General features: G+C 70.2%; 12 protein-coding genes. 3 read left to right on the forward strand and 9 right to left on the reverse strand.

Annotated elements, in window-relative coordinates; translation table 11 throughout:
* Position 1: 1 nt before the first annotated feature.
* Positions 2-1,669 carry a Na/Pi cotransporter family protein gene (locus tag ALIDE2_RS18475; protein WP_013722876.1) on the forward strand — a complete coding sequence of 556 codons (1,668 nt, stop codon included), beginning with the start codon at positions 2-4 and terminating at the stop codon, positions 1,667-1,669.
* A gap of 9 nt (positions 1,670-1,678) precedes the next feature.
* Here ALIDE2_RS18475 and ALIDE2_RS18480 read toward each other — a convergent pair whose 3' ends face one another.
* Positions 1,679-2,644: a bile acid:sodium symporter family protein gene (locus tag ALIDE2_RS18480; RefSeq protein WP_013722877.1), complete on the reverse strand. Its 966-nt coding sequence runs from the start codon at positions 2,642-2,644 to the stop codon at positions 1,679-1,681.
* Between the two features lie 105 nt (positions 2,645-2,749).
* Between ALIDE2_RS18480 and ALIDE2_RS18485 the strand changes: the two genes are divergently transcribed.
* A complete protein-coding gene (locus tag ALIDE2_RS18485) occupies positions 2,750-3,691 on the forward strand; it encodes a LysR family transcriptional regulator (RefSeq protein ID WP_013722878.1) in 942 nt (313 codons plus the stop codon).
* On the opposite strand, the gene ALIDE2_RS18490 is transcribed toward ALIDE2_RS18485, so the two are convergent.
* Together ALIDE2_RS18490 and ALIDE2_RS18495 are read right to left on the reverse strand one after the other, a co-directional pair.
* A complete protein-coding gene (locus ALIDE2_RS18490) occupies positions 3,645-4,463 on the reverse strand; it encodes an NUDIX hydrolase (protein WP_013722879.1) in 819 nt (272 codons plus the stop codon). The two genes, ALIDE2_RS18485 and ALIDE2_RS18490, sit on opposite strands and share 47 nt — an antisense overlap.
* Positions 4,460-5,446 carry a quinone oxidoreductase family protein gene (locus ALIDE2_RS18495; protein WP_013722880.1) on the reverse strand — a complete coding sequence of 329 codons (987 nt, stop codon included), beginning with the start codon at positions 5,444-5,446 and terminating at the stop codon, positions 4,460-4,462. Before ALIDE2_RS18495 ends, ALIDE2_RS18490 begins: the two co-directional genes overlap by 4 nt.
* A 105-nt stretch (positions 5,447-5,551) precedes the next feature.
* On the opposite strand from ALIDE2_RS18495, the gene ALIDE2_RS18500 reads away from it, so the two are divergent.
* Entirely contained in the window at positions 5,552-6,454 is a 903-nt protein-coding gene (locus ALIDE2_RS18500; RefSeq protein WP_013722881.1) for a DMT family transporter, read from the forward strand.
* Between the two features lie 22 nt (positions 6,455-6,476).
* On the opposite strand, the gene ALIDE2_RS18505 is transcribed toward ALIDE2_RS18500, so the two are convergent.
* The 6 genes from ALIDE2_RS18505 to tfpB all read right to left on the reverse strand — a co-directional run bounded on the left by ALIDE2_RS18505 (position 6,477) and on the right by tfpB (position 15,149).
* Complete coding sequence (locus ALIDE2_RS18505; RefSeq protein ID WP_013722882.1) at positions 6,477-9,140, reverse strand: bifunctional diguanylate cyclase/phosphodiesterase; 2,664 nt, start codon at positions 9,138-9,140, stop codon at positions 6,477-6,479.
* Entirely contained in the window at positions 9,137-10,204 is a 1,068-nt protein-coding gene (locus ALIDE2_RS18510) for a TRAP transporter substrate-binding protein (RefSeq protein ID WP_013518043.1), read from the reverse strand. Before ALIDE2_RS18510 ends, ALIDE2_RS18505 begins: the two co-directional genes overlap by 4 nt.
* Positions 10,204-11,034, reverse strand: coding sequence for an SDR family oxidoreductase (locus ALIDE2_RS18515; RefSeq protein ID WP_013722883.1), 831 nt, complete (start codon positions 11,032-11,034; stop codon positions 10,204-10,206). Before ALIDE2_RS18515 ends, ALIDE2_RS18510 begins: the two co-directional genes overlap by 1 nt.
* A gap of 201 nt (positions 11,035-11,235) precedes the next feature.
* Positions 11,236-12,747 carry a tripartite tricarboxylate transporter permease gene (locus ALIDE2_RS18520; protein ID WP_013518041.1) on the reverse strand — a complete coding sequence of 504 codons (1,512 nt, stop codon included), beginning with the start codon at positions 12,745-12,747 and terminating at the stop codon, positions 11,236-11,238.
* Between the two features lie 16 nt (positions 12,748-12,763).
* Positions 12,764-13,252, reverse strand: coding sequence for a tripartite tricarboxylate transporter TctB family protein (locus ALIDE2_RS18525; RefSeq protein ID WP_013518040.1), 489 nt, complete (start codon positions 13,250-13,252; stop codon positions 12,764-12,766).
* Positions 13,253-13,382: 130 nt separating this feature from the next.
* Positions 13,383-15,149 carry a type IV pilus assembly ATPase TfpB gene (gene tfpB, locus ALIDE2_RS18530; protein WP_013722884.1) on the reverse strand — a complete coding sequence of 589 codons (1,767 nt, stop codon included), beginning with the start codon at positions 15,147-15,149 and terminating at the stop codon, positions 13,383-13,385.
* Position 15,150: the final 1 nt, after the last annotated feature.

Consider the following 15,150-nt stretch of genomic DNA (forward strand, 5'->3'; position numbering starts at 1 on the left):
CATGAAGCATCTGCTCAACCTGCTAGCCGCCATTGCCCTGCTCGTGTGGGGCACTCACCTCGTGCGGGTGGGCGTACTGCGGGTGTTCGGGGCCAACCTGCGCAGCCTGCTGGCGCGCAGCATGGGCAACCGCTTCACGGCGGCGCTGTCGGGTATCGGCGTGACGGCGTTGGTGCAGTCCAGCACCGCCACCTCGCTGATGACCGCCTCATTCGTCGGCCAGGGCCTGATCGCCCTGCCGGCCGCGCTGGCCGTGATGCGCGGCGCCGACATCGGCACCGCGCTCATGGCCGTGCTCTTCTCCACCGACCTGTCCTGGCTCTCGCCGCTGTTCATCTTCGTCGGCGTCGTCCTGTATCTGTCGCGGCAGGAGACCACCTCGGGCCGCGTGGGCCGGGTCCTCATCGGCCTGGGGCTGATGCTGCTGGCGCTCGAACGCGTCACCCAGGCCACCGAGCCGATGATGGCCTCCCCCATCACCCACGTGGTGCTGGAGTCGATGGGCTCGGACGTGTTCGCCGAGATCCTGATCGGCGCGGTGCTGGCCATCGTTTCCTACTCCAGCCTGGCCGTGGTGCTGCTCATCGCCGCCATGGCCGACACGAGCGTCGTGCCCCTGGACATGGCCCTCGGGATGGTGCTGGGCGCCAACCTGGGCAACGGCCTGACCGCCATGCTGACCATGGCCAAGTCCTCGGTGGAAGTGCGCCAGGTCACGGTGGGCAACATGGTGTTCAAGCTGATGGGCGTGGTGCTCATGGCGCCGTTCATCGACGGCTGGATCCGGTTCGTACAGCCCCACCTGCCCGCCACCTCGCACAGCGTCGTGCTGTTCCACCTGGCGTACAACATCATCATCAGCGTGGGCTTCATCGGCCTCACGCAATGGGTGGCGCACGTGATCACACGCCTGCTGCCTCCGCTCGACCCGGCCAAGAACCCGCTGCGGCCGCACCACCTCGATCCCTCCGCGCTGGCCACGCCATCCCTGGCCATCTCCTGCGCCGCGCGCGAGGCGCTGCACCAGGCCGATCTGGTGGAGACCATGCTCAATGGCCTGAAGACCGTGTGGCAGACCGACGACCAGCGGCTGGCCGCGGAACTGCGCGCCATGGACGACCAGGTGGACAGCCTGTACTCGGCCATCAAGTACTACATGACCAAGATCTCACGATCCTCGCTCGACGAGAACGAGGGGCGGCGCTGGACGGAAATCATCAGCTTCACCATCAACATGGAGCAGATCGGCGACCTGGTCGAGCGCGTGCTGCAGGACGTGGAGGACAAGAAGATCAAGAAGGGGCGCAAGTTCTCGCACGCCGGGCTGCAGGAAATCAACGAGATGCACGACCATCTGGTGGCCAACCTGCGCCTGGCCATGAGCGTGTTCCTGACCAGCAACGCGCGCGACGCGCAGAAGCTCCTGGAAGAGAAGACGCGCTTTCGCGAGCTGGAGCTGGCCTACTCCGCCACCCACCTCAACCGGCTGGCGGACAACACCATCCAGAGCATAGAGACGAGCTCGCTGCACATCGACATCATCAGCGACCTCAAGCGCATCAACTCGCTGCTGTGCTCCGTGGCCTACCCGGTGCTGGAAGCCAACGCGTCCATCCGCCCCCTGCAGTCGCAAGGCGAGGCCGCCGCGCCGCAGGGCGAGCGGCAGTGACGGCTGCGGTCAGCCGCGCCGCGCGTAGCGCTGGGCCAGCACCGCGCATACCATGAGCTGCATCTGGTGGAACACCATCAGCGGCAGCACGATGGCGCCGGCCGCCTGCGAGGCGAACAGCACCTTGGCCATGGGCACGCCACTCACCAGGCTCTTCTTGGAGCCGCAGAACACTATGGTGATCTCGTCCTCCTTGGGAAAGCCCAGGCGCCGCGCCAGCCAGGTGGTGGCCGTGAGCGCCGCCCCCAGGATCACCGCGCACACCACCAGCAGGCCCGCCAGCGCCGGCAGCGGCAGCTGGCGCCACAGCCCCGCCACCACGGCCGCGCTGAACGCCGTGTAGACCACCAGCAGCACCGAGCCCTGGTCCACGAACTTGAGGGCGGCCGCGTGGCGCGCGATGAAGCCGCCGATCCAGGGGCGCAGCAGGTGGCCCGCCACGAACGGCAGCAGCAGCTGCAGCATGATGCGCCCTATGCTGCCCAGGATGTCCTGCTGCGCCGTGCCCGTGTGCGGCAGCACCAGCCCCACCAGCAGCGGCGTGATCACGATGCCCAGCAGCGTGGAGGCCGATGCGCTGCAGATGGCCGCCGCCATGTTGCCGCGCGCCACCGCCGTGAAGGCGATCGCCGACTGCACCGTGGCCGGCAGCACGCACAGGAACAGCACGCCCATGTACAGCTCGGGCGTCACCAGCGGCTGCAGCACGGGCCTGAGCCCCCAGCCCAGCAGCGGGAACAGCGCGAAAGTGCTGGCCACCACGAGCACGTGCAGCCGCCAGTGGCCCAGGCCCGCGAGCACGGCCTCGCGCGAGAGCTTGGCGCCGTGCATGAAGAACAGCAGCGCCACCACGGCCACCGTGGCCTTCTCGAAGAAGGCACCCACGGCGCCGGAGGCCGGCAGCACGCTGGCCAGCGCGACGGTGGCGACCAGCGCCAGGGTGAAGTTGTCGGGGAGCAGGCGGGATCGGGCCATGGCGAGTGCGAAGCGGGAGATTGGGGGAGGTTCGAGGTGCCGATTGGATCGCATGCGCATTCAAAAAAGAAATTAATTTCTCTGATGAACCTATGATCGTGAATCATGAATGTGACCTTGCGCCAGCTCCAGGTGTTTCTGTCGGTGGCCGCCACGCGCAACTTCAGCCGCGCGGGCGACCAGGTCGGGTTGACGCAACCGGCCGTGAGCCGCAGCATCACCGAGCTGGAGGCGCAGCTCGGCCTGCAGCTGCTCAACCGCACGACGCGCGAGGTCGACCTCACCGACGCGGGCCGCAGCCTCGCGGCGCGGCTGCCGCGCGTGCTCGAAGACCTGGAGGCCACGCTGCTCGACGTGCAGGGCATGTCCACCGCGCTGCACGGCCGCGTGCGCGTGGCCAGCAGCCCCACGCTGTCGGCCAACCTGCTGCCCGACTGCATCGCGCGCTGCCAGCGCGAGCTGCCCGGCGTGCAGGTCATGCTGCTGGACCGCGTGCAGAACGACGTGCTGTCCAGCGTGCTCTCGGGCGAGGTGGATTTCGGCGTGGTCATCGATCCCGGCGACCGCGAGGCGCTGCACTGCGAGCCCGTCTACACCGAGCCATTCGGCCTGGCCTGCCCACCCGCGCACCGGCTCGCGCGCCGGCGCCAGGTGCGCTGGACCGATCTGGCGGACGAGCCGCTGGTGCTGCTGGACCACGCCTCGGGCAGCCGCCGCCTCATCGACCGCGCGCTGGCCGCTCAGGGCGTGCAGGCCCGGGTGGCGCAGGAGGTGGGCCATGCCACCACGATCTTCCGCATGCTCGACGCGGGCCTGGGCGTGTCGGTCATCCCCATGCTGGCCCTGCCGCCCGAGGGCCTGCCGCACCTGGCCATACGGCCGCTGCTGCCGCGCGTGGATCGCGACATCGTGCTCGTGCACCGGCGCAACCGCGCGCTCGCGCCGCTGGCGCAGCGCGTGTGGGACCTGGTGCGCGACGTGGCGCACGCGCGCCAGCGCATCACCAGCCCAGCGCCGCGGCCAGGATCAGGCTCGCCTCGGGCGTGAACGCGCCGCGCGCGAGGCGCTCCAGCAGCGCGGCGCGCGGGAGCAGCTCGAAGCGCGCCACCTCGCCGTCCTGGTTCACGGGCGCCATGCCCTCGGGCACCTGGGCCCGGAACCAGTCGATGCGCTCGACCATGTAGCCGCAGCCGCCGGCCTCGTCGCTGGGCTGGGCGAACTCCACGTGCCCGCCATGCGCCACGCCCTGCAACGCGGCCACGCGCAGGCCGGCTTCCTCCCAGGTCTCGCGCTCCACGGCGCTGGCAAGGCTGTCGGCGGCCGACACCATGCCGCCCATCAGCGTGTCCCACATGCCCGGGTTGTTGGGTTTGTCGAAGGCGCGCTGCTGCACCCACATGGCGCCGTCCGCCGTGCAGCCCACCAGGTGCACGGCCTGCGTGGCCAGGCCCAGCACGCGCACGGCGCCGCGCTCCACGGTGGCCAGGCGCCGCCCGTCCGCGCCGCAGACGGCCAGCTGCTCGTCGCGCCAGGGGCCGCAGCGGCCGGCGGCGCGCAGCGCCCGCGCCAGCGCGTTCAGCGCGGCCGTGGCGTCCTCGCCTGCCGGCAAGGCCCAGGCAGGGGCGCCCTCATGCTCTACTATCAATAGCTGGTAGCGCTCGTCCAGCAAGCGTTTGAGGTCGATTTTGGCAAAAACCTCTGCATCCACCGAACCCACGCGCTCGTCCCCCAGCAGGAGCGGCGTGCGCGGCGCCGCCGGGCCGCAGGTGGCGCGCGCACGCGCGGCGGCCACCCAGGCGGGGGCGGTGGCAGCCGTCACGGCAGCGTGAGGATGGTGGAGCCCGTGGTCTTGCGCGCCTCCAGGTCGCGGTGCGCTTGCTGCACGTCGGTGAGGGCGTAGCGCTGCGCGATGTGGATCTTGACCTGGCCGCTCTCGACCACGGCGAACAGGTCGTCGGCCATGGCCTGCGTGGCCTCGCGCGTGGCGATGTGCGAGAACAGCGTCTGGCGCGTGACGTAGAGCGAGCCCTTGGCCCCCAGCATGCCCGGCGCGAACGGCGGCACGGGGCCGGAGGCATTGCCGAAGCTCGCCATCAGGCCGAAGGGGCGCAGGCAGTCGAGCGACTTGTCCCAGGTGTCCTTGCCCACCGAGTCGTAGACCACCTTCACGCCCTTGCCCCCGGTGATCTCCTTCACGCGCGCGGCGAAGTCTTCCCTTGCGTAGTTGATGGCGTGGGCCGCGCCGTTGTCCAGCGCCAGCTGGCACTTGGCGTCCGAGCCCGCCGTGCCGATGAGCCGCAGGCCCAGCGCACGCGCCCACTGGCAGGCGATCAGGCCCACGCCGCCCGCGGCCGCGTGGAACAGCACGTAGTCGCCCGGCTCCAGCCCCTCGACGGGGCGCGCCTTCTTGAGCAGGTACTGCGCCGTCAGGCCCTTGAGCATCATGGCCGCGCCGGTCTCGAAGCCGATGGCATCGGGCAGCCTGCACACGCACTTGGCGGGCATCACGCGCACCTCGCAGTAGCTGCCGGGCGGCTGGCTGGCGTAGGCGGCGCGGTCGCCCGCCTTCAGGTGCGTGACGCCCTCGCCCACGGCCTCGATGACGCCTGCCGCCTCCATGCCGATGCCGGCGGGCATGCTCAGCGGGTACAGGCCCGTGCGGTGGTACACGTCGATGAAATTCAGGCCCACGGCGTGGTGGCGTATGCGCACCTCGCCCGGTCCGGGATCGCCCACCTGCACGTCGACGATCTGGAGTTCTTCGGGGCCGCCATGCTGGCGGATCTGTACGGCGAGGGTCATGGGGTGTGTCTCCTGGATGGGTCTGCGAAGCAGCCGGAATCGTGCCATGTTTTGCCGGCCCCTGCTGCACGCGGGGCACCGCCACCGGTTACAGTTGCACGCCCTATGACCCAACGACTTCAACCGGGCACCATCGCGATGCTCGTGGCCGCGCCGCTACTGTGGGCGGGCAATGCCGTGGTGGGGCGCGCGCTGCATGCGCTGATCTCCCCCAGTGCGCTCAACTTCATCCGCTGGCTGCTGGCCTTCGCGCTGCTGCTGCCGCTGGCATGGCGGGTGCTGCGCCCTGGCAGCACCCTGTGGCCGCACTGGCGCCGCTACGCGCTGCTGGGCCTCTTCGGCATAGGCAGCTACAACGCGCTGCAGTACCTGGCGCTGCAGACCTCGACGCCCCTGAACGTGACGCTGGTGGGCTCGGGCATGCCGGTGTGGATGCTCATCGTGGGGGCGCTGTTCTTCGGCGTGCCGGCCACGCGCCGGCAGGTCGCGGGCGTGCTGCTGTCGGTGGCGGGCGTGCTGCTGGTGCTCAGCCGCGGCAGCTGGCAGCAGCTGCTGGCGCTGCGCCTGGTGCCGGGCGACCTGTACATGGTGCTGGCGACCATCTCCTGGGCGTTCTACAGCTGGCTGCTGGTGCGCACCACCGAGCCCCGGGACCTGCGCGGGGACTGGGCGGCCTTCCTGATGGCGCAGATGGTCTTCGGCCTGGGCTGGTCGGGCGCGTTCGCGGGCGTGGAGTGGTCGCTGGGCCAGGCGCAGGCCCACTGGGGCTGGCCGCTGGCCGCGGGCCTGGCCTTCATCGCCATAGGCCCGGCCGTCCTGGCCTACCGCTTCTGGGGCGCGGGCGTGCAGCGCGCGGGACCGGTGATCGGGGGGTTCTTCATCAACCTCACGCCGCTGTTCGCGGCCGTGCTGTCGGCGGCCTTCCTGGGCGAGCGGCCGCAGCTCTACCACGCGGCGGCCTTCGTCCTCATCGTGGGGGGCATCGTGGTGTCCTCGCGGCGCGCATAGCGCGCGCCTGCCCAAGGCCGGTTCAGCCGGGCGGCAGCCGCATCGCCTCCAACTGCGCGACCGGCATGGGGCGCGCCAGCAGGTAGCCCTGGTACAGGTCGCAGCCGTGGCGCGCCAGGAAGGCGCGCTGCGCCTCGGTCTCCACGCCCTCGGCCACCACCTCCAGCTCTAGGTTGCGCGCCATGCCCAGGATGGTCTGCACCACCACGTCGTCGCTGTGGCTCTCGCCCAGGTGGTGCACGAAGGATTTGTCGATCTTCAGGCGGTGCAGCGGCAGCCGGGTCAGGTAGGACAGCGACGAATAGCCCGTGCCGAAGTCGTCCACCGCGAAGCGCACCCCCTTGACGCGCAGCCGGTGCATCTTGGCGATGGAATCCTCCACGTCCTCCAGCACCAGCGACTCGGTGAGCTCCAGCTCCAGCCGGTGCGCCGGGGCGCCCGTGTCCTGCAGCAGCCGGACCACGAGCTCTGCGAAGTCGTCCTGGCGGAACTGGCGCGCGCTCACATTCACGCTCAGCGACAGGTCGCGCAGATGCGGCGCATGCCGCCAGCGCGCGAGCAGCTCGCAGGCGCTGCGCAGCACCCAGCGGCCTATGGGCACGATGAGCTCGCTGTCCTCGGCCACGGCGATGAAGCGCGCGGGCGGCACCAGGCCGTGCACCGGGTGCTGCCAGCGCAATAGCGATTCGGCCCCGACCATGGCGCCGGCGCCGTCGTACTGCGGCTGCAGGTGCAGCAGGAACTGCCCGGCGCCGATGGCCTGCTGCAGGTCGGCTTCGAGCTGCGCGCGCTCGCTGATCGCGGCCTGCATGCCCGGCTCGAAGAAGCGCAGCGTGCTGCCGCGCTGCGCCTTGGCCTGGTACATGGCGATGTCGGCCTGCTTGAGCACCTCGCCCGCGGTGGTCTGCGGCAGCTCGCCGAACAGCGTCGCGCCCACGCTGAAGCTGCCGTGGTAGGTCTGGCCGGCGATCTGGTAGGGCCGGCCCAGCAGATGCACGATCTTATCGGCCACGCCGCGCGCCAGCAGCGCCGCCTCGGCGGCGTCCGCGGGCAGGCCCGCCAGCAGGACCACGAACTCGTCGCCTCCCAGTCGGGCCACCGTGTCGCCGGCGCGCACGCATCCCTGCAGGCGCCTGGCGACCTGCTGCAGCAGCTGGTCGCCCATTTCATGGCCCAGGGTGTCGTTCAGGGTCTTGAAGTAATCCAGGTCGATAAACAGCACCGCCCCCCGCTCCCCCGCACGCTGCGCGGCCGCGCAGGCCTGGCCCAGCCGGTCGAGCAGCAGGCGGCGGTTGGACAGGCCGGTCAGTTGGTCGTAGAACGCCAGCTGCTCGATCTCGGCGGCTGCCAGGCGCAGGTCGGTCACGTCGTGGAAGAGGATCACCAGCCCACCCTCGGGCGTGGCCCGCTCGGTGATCTGGATGAAGTGCCCATTGGGCAGGCACTGCTCGTGCGTGCCCTTGGGATCGCGCTGCTGCTGCAAGCGCCGCTCCACCCAGGCGCGCTTGTCCTGCGCGCTGGCGCCGGGCAGATGGTAGTGCACCGTGGTCTCCAGCACCCGGCGGTAGGGCAGGCCCACGGCAACCGTGCCCGCGAGCCAGGGGAACATTTCCTCGAAGGGCCGGTTCCATTGCACGATGCGGCGCGCGGGATCGAGCAGCACGAAGCCGCTGACCATGGCACCCACCGCCTGGTCCAGCGTGGCCTTGGCGCCGGCCACGCTCTGGCGTGCGCGATGCATGCGCCGCAGGTACACGGTGGCCAGGATTCCGGCCGCCACCAGGCAGGCCCCGAACAGCAGCGCGCCCCCGCCCACGGCGGCCGCATCCTGCTTCCATGCGGCCAGGGCCGTGGACCGCGGCAAGCTGGCCGTGATCCACAGGTCCGGGTACAGCAGCGGCCGCGCGGCCACCAGCGCCGGCTGGCCGGACAGGCGCGCGCGCGCCTGCCAGAACCCGGTGTGACGGCCCCGTGCGCCCATCTCCTGCAGCGGCGGCGCCGCCAGGCCCTGGCGCTCGGGCGCATCCCAGGGGGCCTGCAGGCCCATGAGCAGCTCGCCCTGCGCGCGCTCCAGCGTTACCTCCACCTCGGGCGCCGCGCCCTCCCCCTGGAGCAGGACCGACACCAGGACGTCCATGGGCACCTGGGCCACGGCCAGCAGCGACATGCCGTCCGCCAGGCGCAGCGGCCGCGCCGCGTACAGCACCTGCCCGGGGCCGGGCGCGGCCGCCTGCGGCTGGCCCACGGTCAGCGTGGCCACGGCCGGGGCCAGGGCGGTGGCCAGCAGCCCCGGCGGCAGCCTGGCCGGCGGCGGCTCCTGCCCCTGCGCCGAGGAGGCCAGCTGCTCCCCCCGCGCATCGAACAGCGCCACGTGGCGCAGCATCAGGTTCTGCCGGACCATGGCGCGCAGCAGCGCGTTGGCGCCGTCCACGTCGAGACTGGAGCGCTCGCCCACGCGCAGCAATTCCCCGGTGCTGGCCAGCAGCATGTCCAGCGACAGCAGGGTGCGGTTCATGCCCGTCTCGGCACCGGCGGCAAAGCGGGTGACGCGCGCCTCGGCAGCGGCCAGCCCATCGGCGCGGGTTTGCCACAGCAGGCCCGCCACGGCCGCGGCCAGCCCCAGCACGAGCGTGCCGGCCAGCCCCCAGACCGCCAGGTACAGGCGCCTGGGCGGGGCCATGGTCATGGCTTGGCCGGCACGGCAGGGCCGCGCGCCGGGCCCATGGTGCGGTTCCAGAGATCGGCGCAGCGGGCGCCGCAGCGCTGCAGCCAGCGCGGCAGCACCACGGTGCGCAAGATGTCCTCGCGGCGCGCCTCGTCCTGCGGCCGCACGGGCACCAGCGCCATCCGGCCGCGCCGCCCGGTGGTGCAGCGGGGGCTGCCCACGTTGCAGTCCACGCCCTGCAGGGTCTCCTGCTCGGCGCTGAGCCAGATGGCGGTCTCCAGCCGCGGCAGCTCGGACCGCAGCAGCGCGCGCAGTTCCTCGGGCAGGGCCTTCCAGGCCGCCCCGTTGGCACCGAAGATGGCCATGCCCCAGCTGATGGGCATGGGGTACAGGTACGCGGCGTACATGTGCAGCCCCATGGCATTGCCCGGCATGGCGCCCGTGATCGCGCATTCGCTCGTCCCCGCCTCCATGCTCTGCGCCAGCCGGGCGAACGGCACGTGCCGGGGGTGCGCCTCCAGGGCGCTGACGAAGTCGCCCTGCGCCGCCGAGGACACACGCACCCTGCGGCCGCGCAGGTCGGCCAGGCCATCGAACGGCTGCTTGCAGAACACCACCTGCGCCGGATAGACGTACACGGCCAGCAGCTCGATGCCATGCTCCTCGCGCAGCGCCCGCTCCAGGTAGGGACGGAAGACGGCCAGCGAGCGGCGCAGCGCCGCGAAGTCGGGGTTGAGCCCGGGCAGGTCCGCGGCCATGTACTGCGGATACCTGTCCGACAGCGAGCTCATGAACACCGTGCCGAAGGGCACCACGCCCAGCTCCAGCAGGCGCAGCATCTCCATGCCGGGCACGCCGGCGCGGTCGAAGGGGACGATGTCGGCATCGAAACGGCCCTGGCTCAGGCGCGCCAGGTCACGCGTCCAGAACGGTGCCTCCAGCTGCGCGTACTGCGTGATGCCGGCCAGGCCGCCGACCACGCGCAGCCGCAGCGCGGCCCCGGCCTGCGGCGCAGGCTCTGCGGCCGGCGCCTGCATGGCGGCGCTCAGCAACGCGGCGCCCAACAACGGCCCAAGCCTGGCCATCAGAAGGTGCCTGGATAGGCGCCGCCGTCGGCCAGTATGTTCTGCCCCGTGATGTAGCCCGCATGCACGCTGCACAGGAAGGCGCAAATGGCGCCGAACTCCTGCGGCGTGCCGTAGCGCCCCGCCGGTATGGCCGCCTGCTGGGCGCGCCGCACGTCGTCCACGCTCCTGCCGGCCTTGGCCGCAGCGGCGTCGATGGTGCCGGCCAGCCGGTCGGTGTCGAACTTGCCCGGCAGCAGGTTGTTCAAAGTGACGCCGCGCGCCGCAATGGCGCTGCGCGCCACGCCCGCCACGAAGCCCGTCAGGCCGCTGCGCGCGCCGTTGGACAGGCCCAGAATGTCGATGGGCGCCTTCACCGCGCTGGAGGTGATGTTGACGATGCGCCCGTAGCCACGCCCTGCCATGCCGTCCACCGTGGCGCGGATGAGCTCGATGGGGGTCAGCATGTTGGCGTCCACGGCGCTGATCCAGGCATCACGGTTCCAGCCGCGGAAGTCGCCGGGCGGCGGGCCGCCCGCGTTGGTCACGACGATGTCGAAGCCCCTGCCGGGCCCGCCCGCCACGCCGAACGCGGCCGCCCGGCCCTCGGGCGTGGTGATGTCGGCGGCCACGACCAGCACCTGCGGTTTTGAGGAGTTTTGGCCTCTTACGCCCGCCGCAGCTGCGCCTTCAGCCATCAAACATGTAGCAGTACGCTGCAGTTCATCGGCATTGCGGGCGTTGACCACGAGGTTCACGCCCTCGCGCACCAGGGCCTCGGCGCAGCCGCGCCCCAGCCCCTTGCTGGCCCCGCAGACCAGCGCCCATTTACCGGCGATGCCCAGATCCATTGCATGCTCCATCCGCCTTGGCGGCATTCATCCCCATTGCCCATGCGCAGCGCCGCAAACATGCCCCGCACGAGACCGGAGGTTAAACAATTTGAAACGATGATAGTAAAGCGCGCGCGCCTGCACCGGCCAACTCAATAAAAAAGGCGCCCCATGCGGGGCGCCTCGGACGCTGTGCGGCGCGCGCCGGCGAAGCGCGGGTCAGTCCTCGACGAAGGCCTCTTCGCGTTTCTTGCTCACCGCGGGCAGCAGCACGATGATCAGCAGGAGGGCTGCGGCGCCCAGCAGGCCGGCGGAGAGAGGGCGCGTGACGAACACGCTCCAGTCCCCGCGCGACAGCAGCAGCGCGCGGCGCAGGTTTTCTTCCATCATCGGACCCAGGATGAAGCCCAGCAGCAGAGGCGCAGGCTCCACGCCCAGCTTGTAGAACAGGTAGCCCACGAAGCCGAAGGCGCCCACCAGCCACACGTCGAAGGTGTTGTTGTTGGTGGAGTACACGCCGATCGCGCAGAACAGCACGATGGATGGGAACAGCCAGCGGTAGGGCACGGTGAGCAGCTTGATCCAGATGCCGATCAGCGGCAGGTTCAGGATCACCAGCATGGCGTTGCCGATCCACATGGAGGCCACCAGGCCCCAGAACAGCTCGGGGTTGCTGGTCATCACCTGCGGGCCGGGCTGGATGTTGTGGATGGTCATCGCGCCCACCATCAGCGCCATCACGGCGTTGGGCGGAATGCCCAGTGTCAGCAGCGGGATGAACGAAGTCTGCGAGCCCGCGTTGTTGGCCGACTCGGGCGCCGCCACGCCGCGGATGTTGCCCTGGCCGAACGGCACTTCGCCGGGGTGCAGCTTGGTCTTCTTCTCGACCGTGTAGGCCGCGAAGGCCGACAGCAGCGCGCCGCCGCCGGGCAGGATGCCCAGGGACGAGCCCAGGGCCGTGCCGCGCAGCATGGCGGGGAACATGCGCTTGAAGTCCTGCGCCGTGGGGAACAGGCCCTGCACCTTGGCCGTGAAGACCTCGCGGTCCTCGTCGGACTTGGACAAGTTGGCGATGATTTCACCATAGCCGAACACGCCCATGGCGATCACCACGAAGTTGATGCCGTCGGTCAGTTCCGGAATGTCGAAGCTGTAGCGGGCGACGCCGGAGTTCACGTCCGTGCCCACCAGGCCCATCAGCAAGCCCAGCAGGATCATGGCCACTGCCTTGAGCAGCGAGCCCGAGGCCAGCACCACTGCGCCGATCAGGCCCAGCACCATCAGCGAGAAGTATTCGGCCGGGCCGAACTTGAAGGCCACCTCGGTCAGCGGGGGCGCGAAGGCCGCCAGGATCAGCGTGCCCACGCAGCCGGCGAAGAACGAGCCGATGCCGGCAGCCGCCAGCGCCGGGCCCGCTCGGCCCTTGCGCGCCATCTGGTAGCCGTCGATCACGGTGACGACCGAGGACGATTCGCCCGGCAGGTTCACAAGGATGGCGGTGGTGGAGCCGCCGTACTGCGCGCCGTAGTAGATGCCGGCGAGCATGATGAGCGCGGCCACGGGCGGCAGCGCGTAGGTGGCGGGCAGCAGCATGGCGATGGTGGCCACGGGGCCCACGCCGGGCAGCACGCCGATCAGCGTACCCAGCAGACAGCCGATGAAACAGTAGATGAGGTTCTGGAACGTAAACGCTACGCCGAAACCCATCGAGAGATGGTCAAGCAATTCCATGATCTATGTCTTCCTCTCAACCCACGATGAAGCTAGGCCAGACGGGGAACTGCAGATTCAGCGCCCACACGAAAGCCACGTAGCTGCCGGCGGCCAGGACGGTCGCCAGGATGAATACTTCCTTGAAGTGGAACTCGTGCCCCGCCAGGGCGGCCACGAAGGTCAGGCCGTAGATGGCGACGATCAGGCCCATGGCCGGCACGCCGAAGCTGGGCAGACCCGCGAGCAGGATGCCAAACAGCAGGTTGGCGCCGATGATGAACACGATCTGCTTCCAGGCCCAGGGGCCGACCTTGTCACCGTCCACCGTCTCGACGACGACGGCCTTGAACATGATGGCTGCGCCGATGATGGCCTGCAGAACACCCAGCAGCAGCGGGAAATAGCCCGGGCCCATGCGGGCGCCCGTTCCCACCGTGTAGGTGGTGGCGCCCCAGGCGAAGGCGACACCTACGACGAGGAACATCAGGCCGGCAAAGAAATCTTTCTGACTCTTGATTTTCACAAATGTCTCCCAAAAGGAATGCGACGGGCGATTGTGAAGTGGCGCACACGCCTTCGCGATGTGGATTCCACCTACGGTCAGATACAAGTTTTCCCCAATAGCCCGCCCGTCCGACTCCCGGGTTGGCCGCCTATTCCAGCGGCGGGGTGGCGGCGATGACTTCTTCCAGCGTGGTCACGCCCTCGGCCGCGCGCAGGGCACCGGCCAAGCGCAGCGGGCGCATGCCGTCCTGCACCGCCTGGCGGCGCAGCGCGTCGATGGACGGCGTCTGGTGGATCTGCTGCTTGAGCGCCTCGGTCACCGTGAGCAGCTCGTAAAGCCCCATGCGGCCGCGAAAGCCCGTCATGCGGCAGTCCACGCAGCCCACGGGCTTGTAGGCGCGGTAACCGCCATTGAGCCGCCAGGGGCGGATCATGTCGGCCAGCGCCTCGGGGTTGGCCGCCTCGTCGAGCTGGCGGCAGTGCCGGCACAGCGTGCGCACCAGGCGCTGCGCCAGCACGCCCAGCAGCGTGGCGTTGATGAGGTAGGGCGGCACGCCCAGCTCCATGAGGCGCGTGACCGCGCTCGGCGCATCGTTGGTGTGCAGCGTGCTGAAGACGAGGTGGCCCGTGAGCGCGGCCTGCACCGCCATGTCGGCGGTGGCCAGGTCGCGGATCTCGCCCACCATGATCACGTCCGGGTCCTGGCGCATGAGGGCGCGCAGCCCCTCGGCGAAGTTGAAGTCGAGCTGCGGCTGCACCTGCGTCTGGTTGAAGCTGGGCTCGATCATCTCGATCGGGTCTTCCACCGTGCTCACGTTGACCTCCTCGGTGGCCACGCGCTTCAAGGTGGAGTACAGCGTGGTGGTCTTGCCAGAGCCCGTGGGCCCGGTCACGAGGATGATGCCGTGCGGGCGCGTGACGAGCGACTCCCAGCGCTCGGCGTCGTGCTGCGTGAAGCCCAGCGCGTCCAGGTCCTTGACGGCGTTGTCGGGGTCGAAGATGCGCATCACCATCTTCTCGCCGAAGGCCGTGGGCAGCGTGGACAGGCGCATTTCCACCTCGTCGCCGCGCGGGTTGCGTGTCTTGATGCGACCGTCCTGCGGGCGGCGGCGCTCGACCACGTCCATGCGCCCCAGCAGCTTGACGCGCGCCACCATGGCGCTAAGCACGCCCATGGGCATCTGGTAGACGGTGTGCAGCACGCCGTCGATGCGAAAGCGGATCACGCCCTGCTCGCGCCGCGGCTCCAGGTGGATGTCGCTCGCGCGCTGGTCGAAGGCGTACTGCCACAGCCAGTCCACCACGCGGATCACGCCCTGGTCGTTGGCGTCAAGCTGCTTGTTGGTCCGGCCCAGCTCGACGAGCTGCTCGAAGCTGCTGCCGCCCGCGCTGCCGCCGGCCTTCTGCGCCTCGCGCACCGACTTGGCCAGCGCATAGAACTCGGCCGTGTAGCGCGTGATGTCCAGGGGATTGGCCAGCACCCGGCGCACGCTGCGGCGCGCCTGGCGCTCCACCTCGGCCACCCAGTCCTGCACGAAAGGCTCGGCCGTGGCCACGACCACCTCCTTGGCCATCACCTGCACCGGCAGCACCTTGTGGCGCTCGGCGTAGCTGGCGCTCATGGCATCGGCCACGCGGCCCACGTCCACCTTCAGCGGGTCGATGCGCAGGAACGCCAGGCCGCAGCGCTGCGCCACGTATTCGGCGAGCATATCCACGTCCAGCGGCTTGCCATCGCTGGCGCGCACCATGCTCACGTTGCCCAGGCGCACCAGCGGGTGCTGGCTGCTCTCGGCCTGCGAGCAGCGCGCGATGGTGCGCTGCGCCTGCTCGGCGCTGATGACGCCATCGGCGCGCAGCCATTCGACGACGCGGCGCCACTCCAGCGGACCGGCCAAGTTGTGCGTAGGGCTCATG

The organism is Alicycliphilus denitrificans K601, from assembly GCF_000204645.1.
Classification (GTDB): Bacteria; Pseudomonadota; Gammaproteobacteria; order Burkholderiales; family Burkholderiaceae_C; genus Alicycliphilus; species Alicycliphilus denitrificans.

What these genes read in the sequence shown, in the direction of transcription:
- ALIDE2_RS18495 (WP_013722880.1), bottom strand. Translation starts at nt 5,446, where the DNA reads ATGACCCTCGCCGTACAGATCCGCCAGCATGGCGGCCCCGAAGAACTC.
- ALIDE2_RS18510 (WP_013518043.1), bottom strand. Translation starts at nt 10,204, where the DNA reads ATGGCCAGGCTTGGGCCGTTGTTGGGCGCCGCGTTGCTGAGCGCCGCC.
- ALIDE2_RS18520 (WP_013518041.1), bottom strand. Translation starts at nt 12,747, where the DNA reads ATGGAATTGCTTGACCATCTCTCGATGGGTTTCGGCGTAGCGTTTACG.
- tfpB (WP_013722884.1), bottom strand. Translation starts at nt 15,149, where the DNA reads ATGAGCCCTACGCACAACTTGGCCGGTCCGCTGGAGTGGCGCCGCGTC.
- ALIDE2_RS18505 (WP_013722882.1), bottom strand. Translation starts at nt 9,140, where the DNA reads ATGACCATGGCCCCGCCCAGGCGCCTGTACCTGGCGGTCTGGGGGCTG.
- ALIDE2_RS18515 (WP_013722883.1), bottom strand. Translation starts at nt 11,034, where the DNA reads ATGGATCTGGGCATCGCCGGTAAATGGGCGCTGGTCTGCGGGGCCAGC.
- ALIDE2_RS18485 (WP_013722878.1), top strand. Translation starts at nt 2,750, where the DNA reads ATGAATGTGACCTTGCGCCAGCTCCAGGTGTTTCTGTCGGTGGCCGCC.
- ALIDE2_RS18500 (WP_013722881.1), top strand. Translation starts at nt 5,552, where the DNA reads ATGACCCAACGACTTCAACCGGGCACCATCGCGATGCTCGTGGCCGCG.
- ALIDE2_RS18475 (WP_013722876.1), top strand. Translation starts at nt 2, where the DNA reads ATGAAGCATCTGCTCAACCTGCTAGCCGCCATTGCCCTGCTCGTGTGG.
- ALIDE2_RS18480 (WP_013722877.1), bottom strand. Translation starts at nt 2,644, where the DNA reads ATGGCCCGATCCCGCCTGCTCCCCGACAACTTCACCCTGGCGCTGGTC.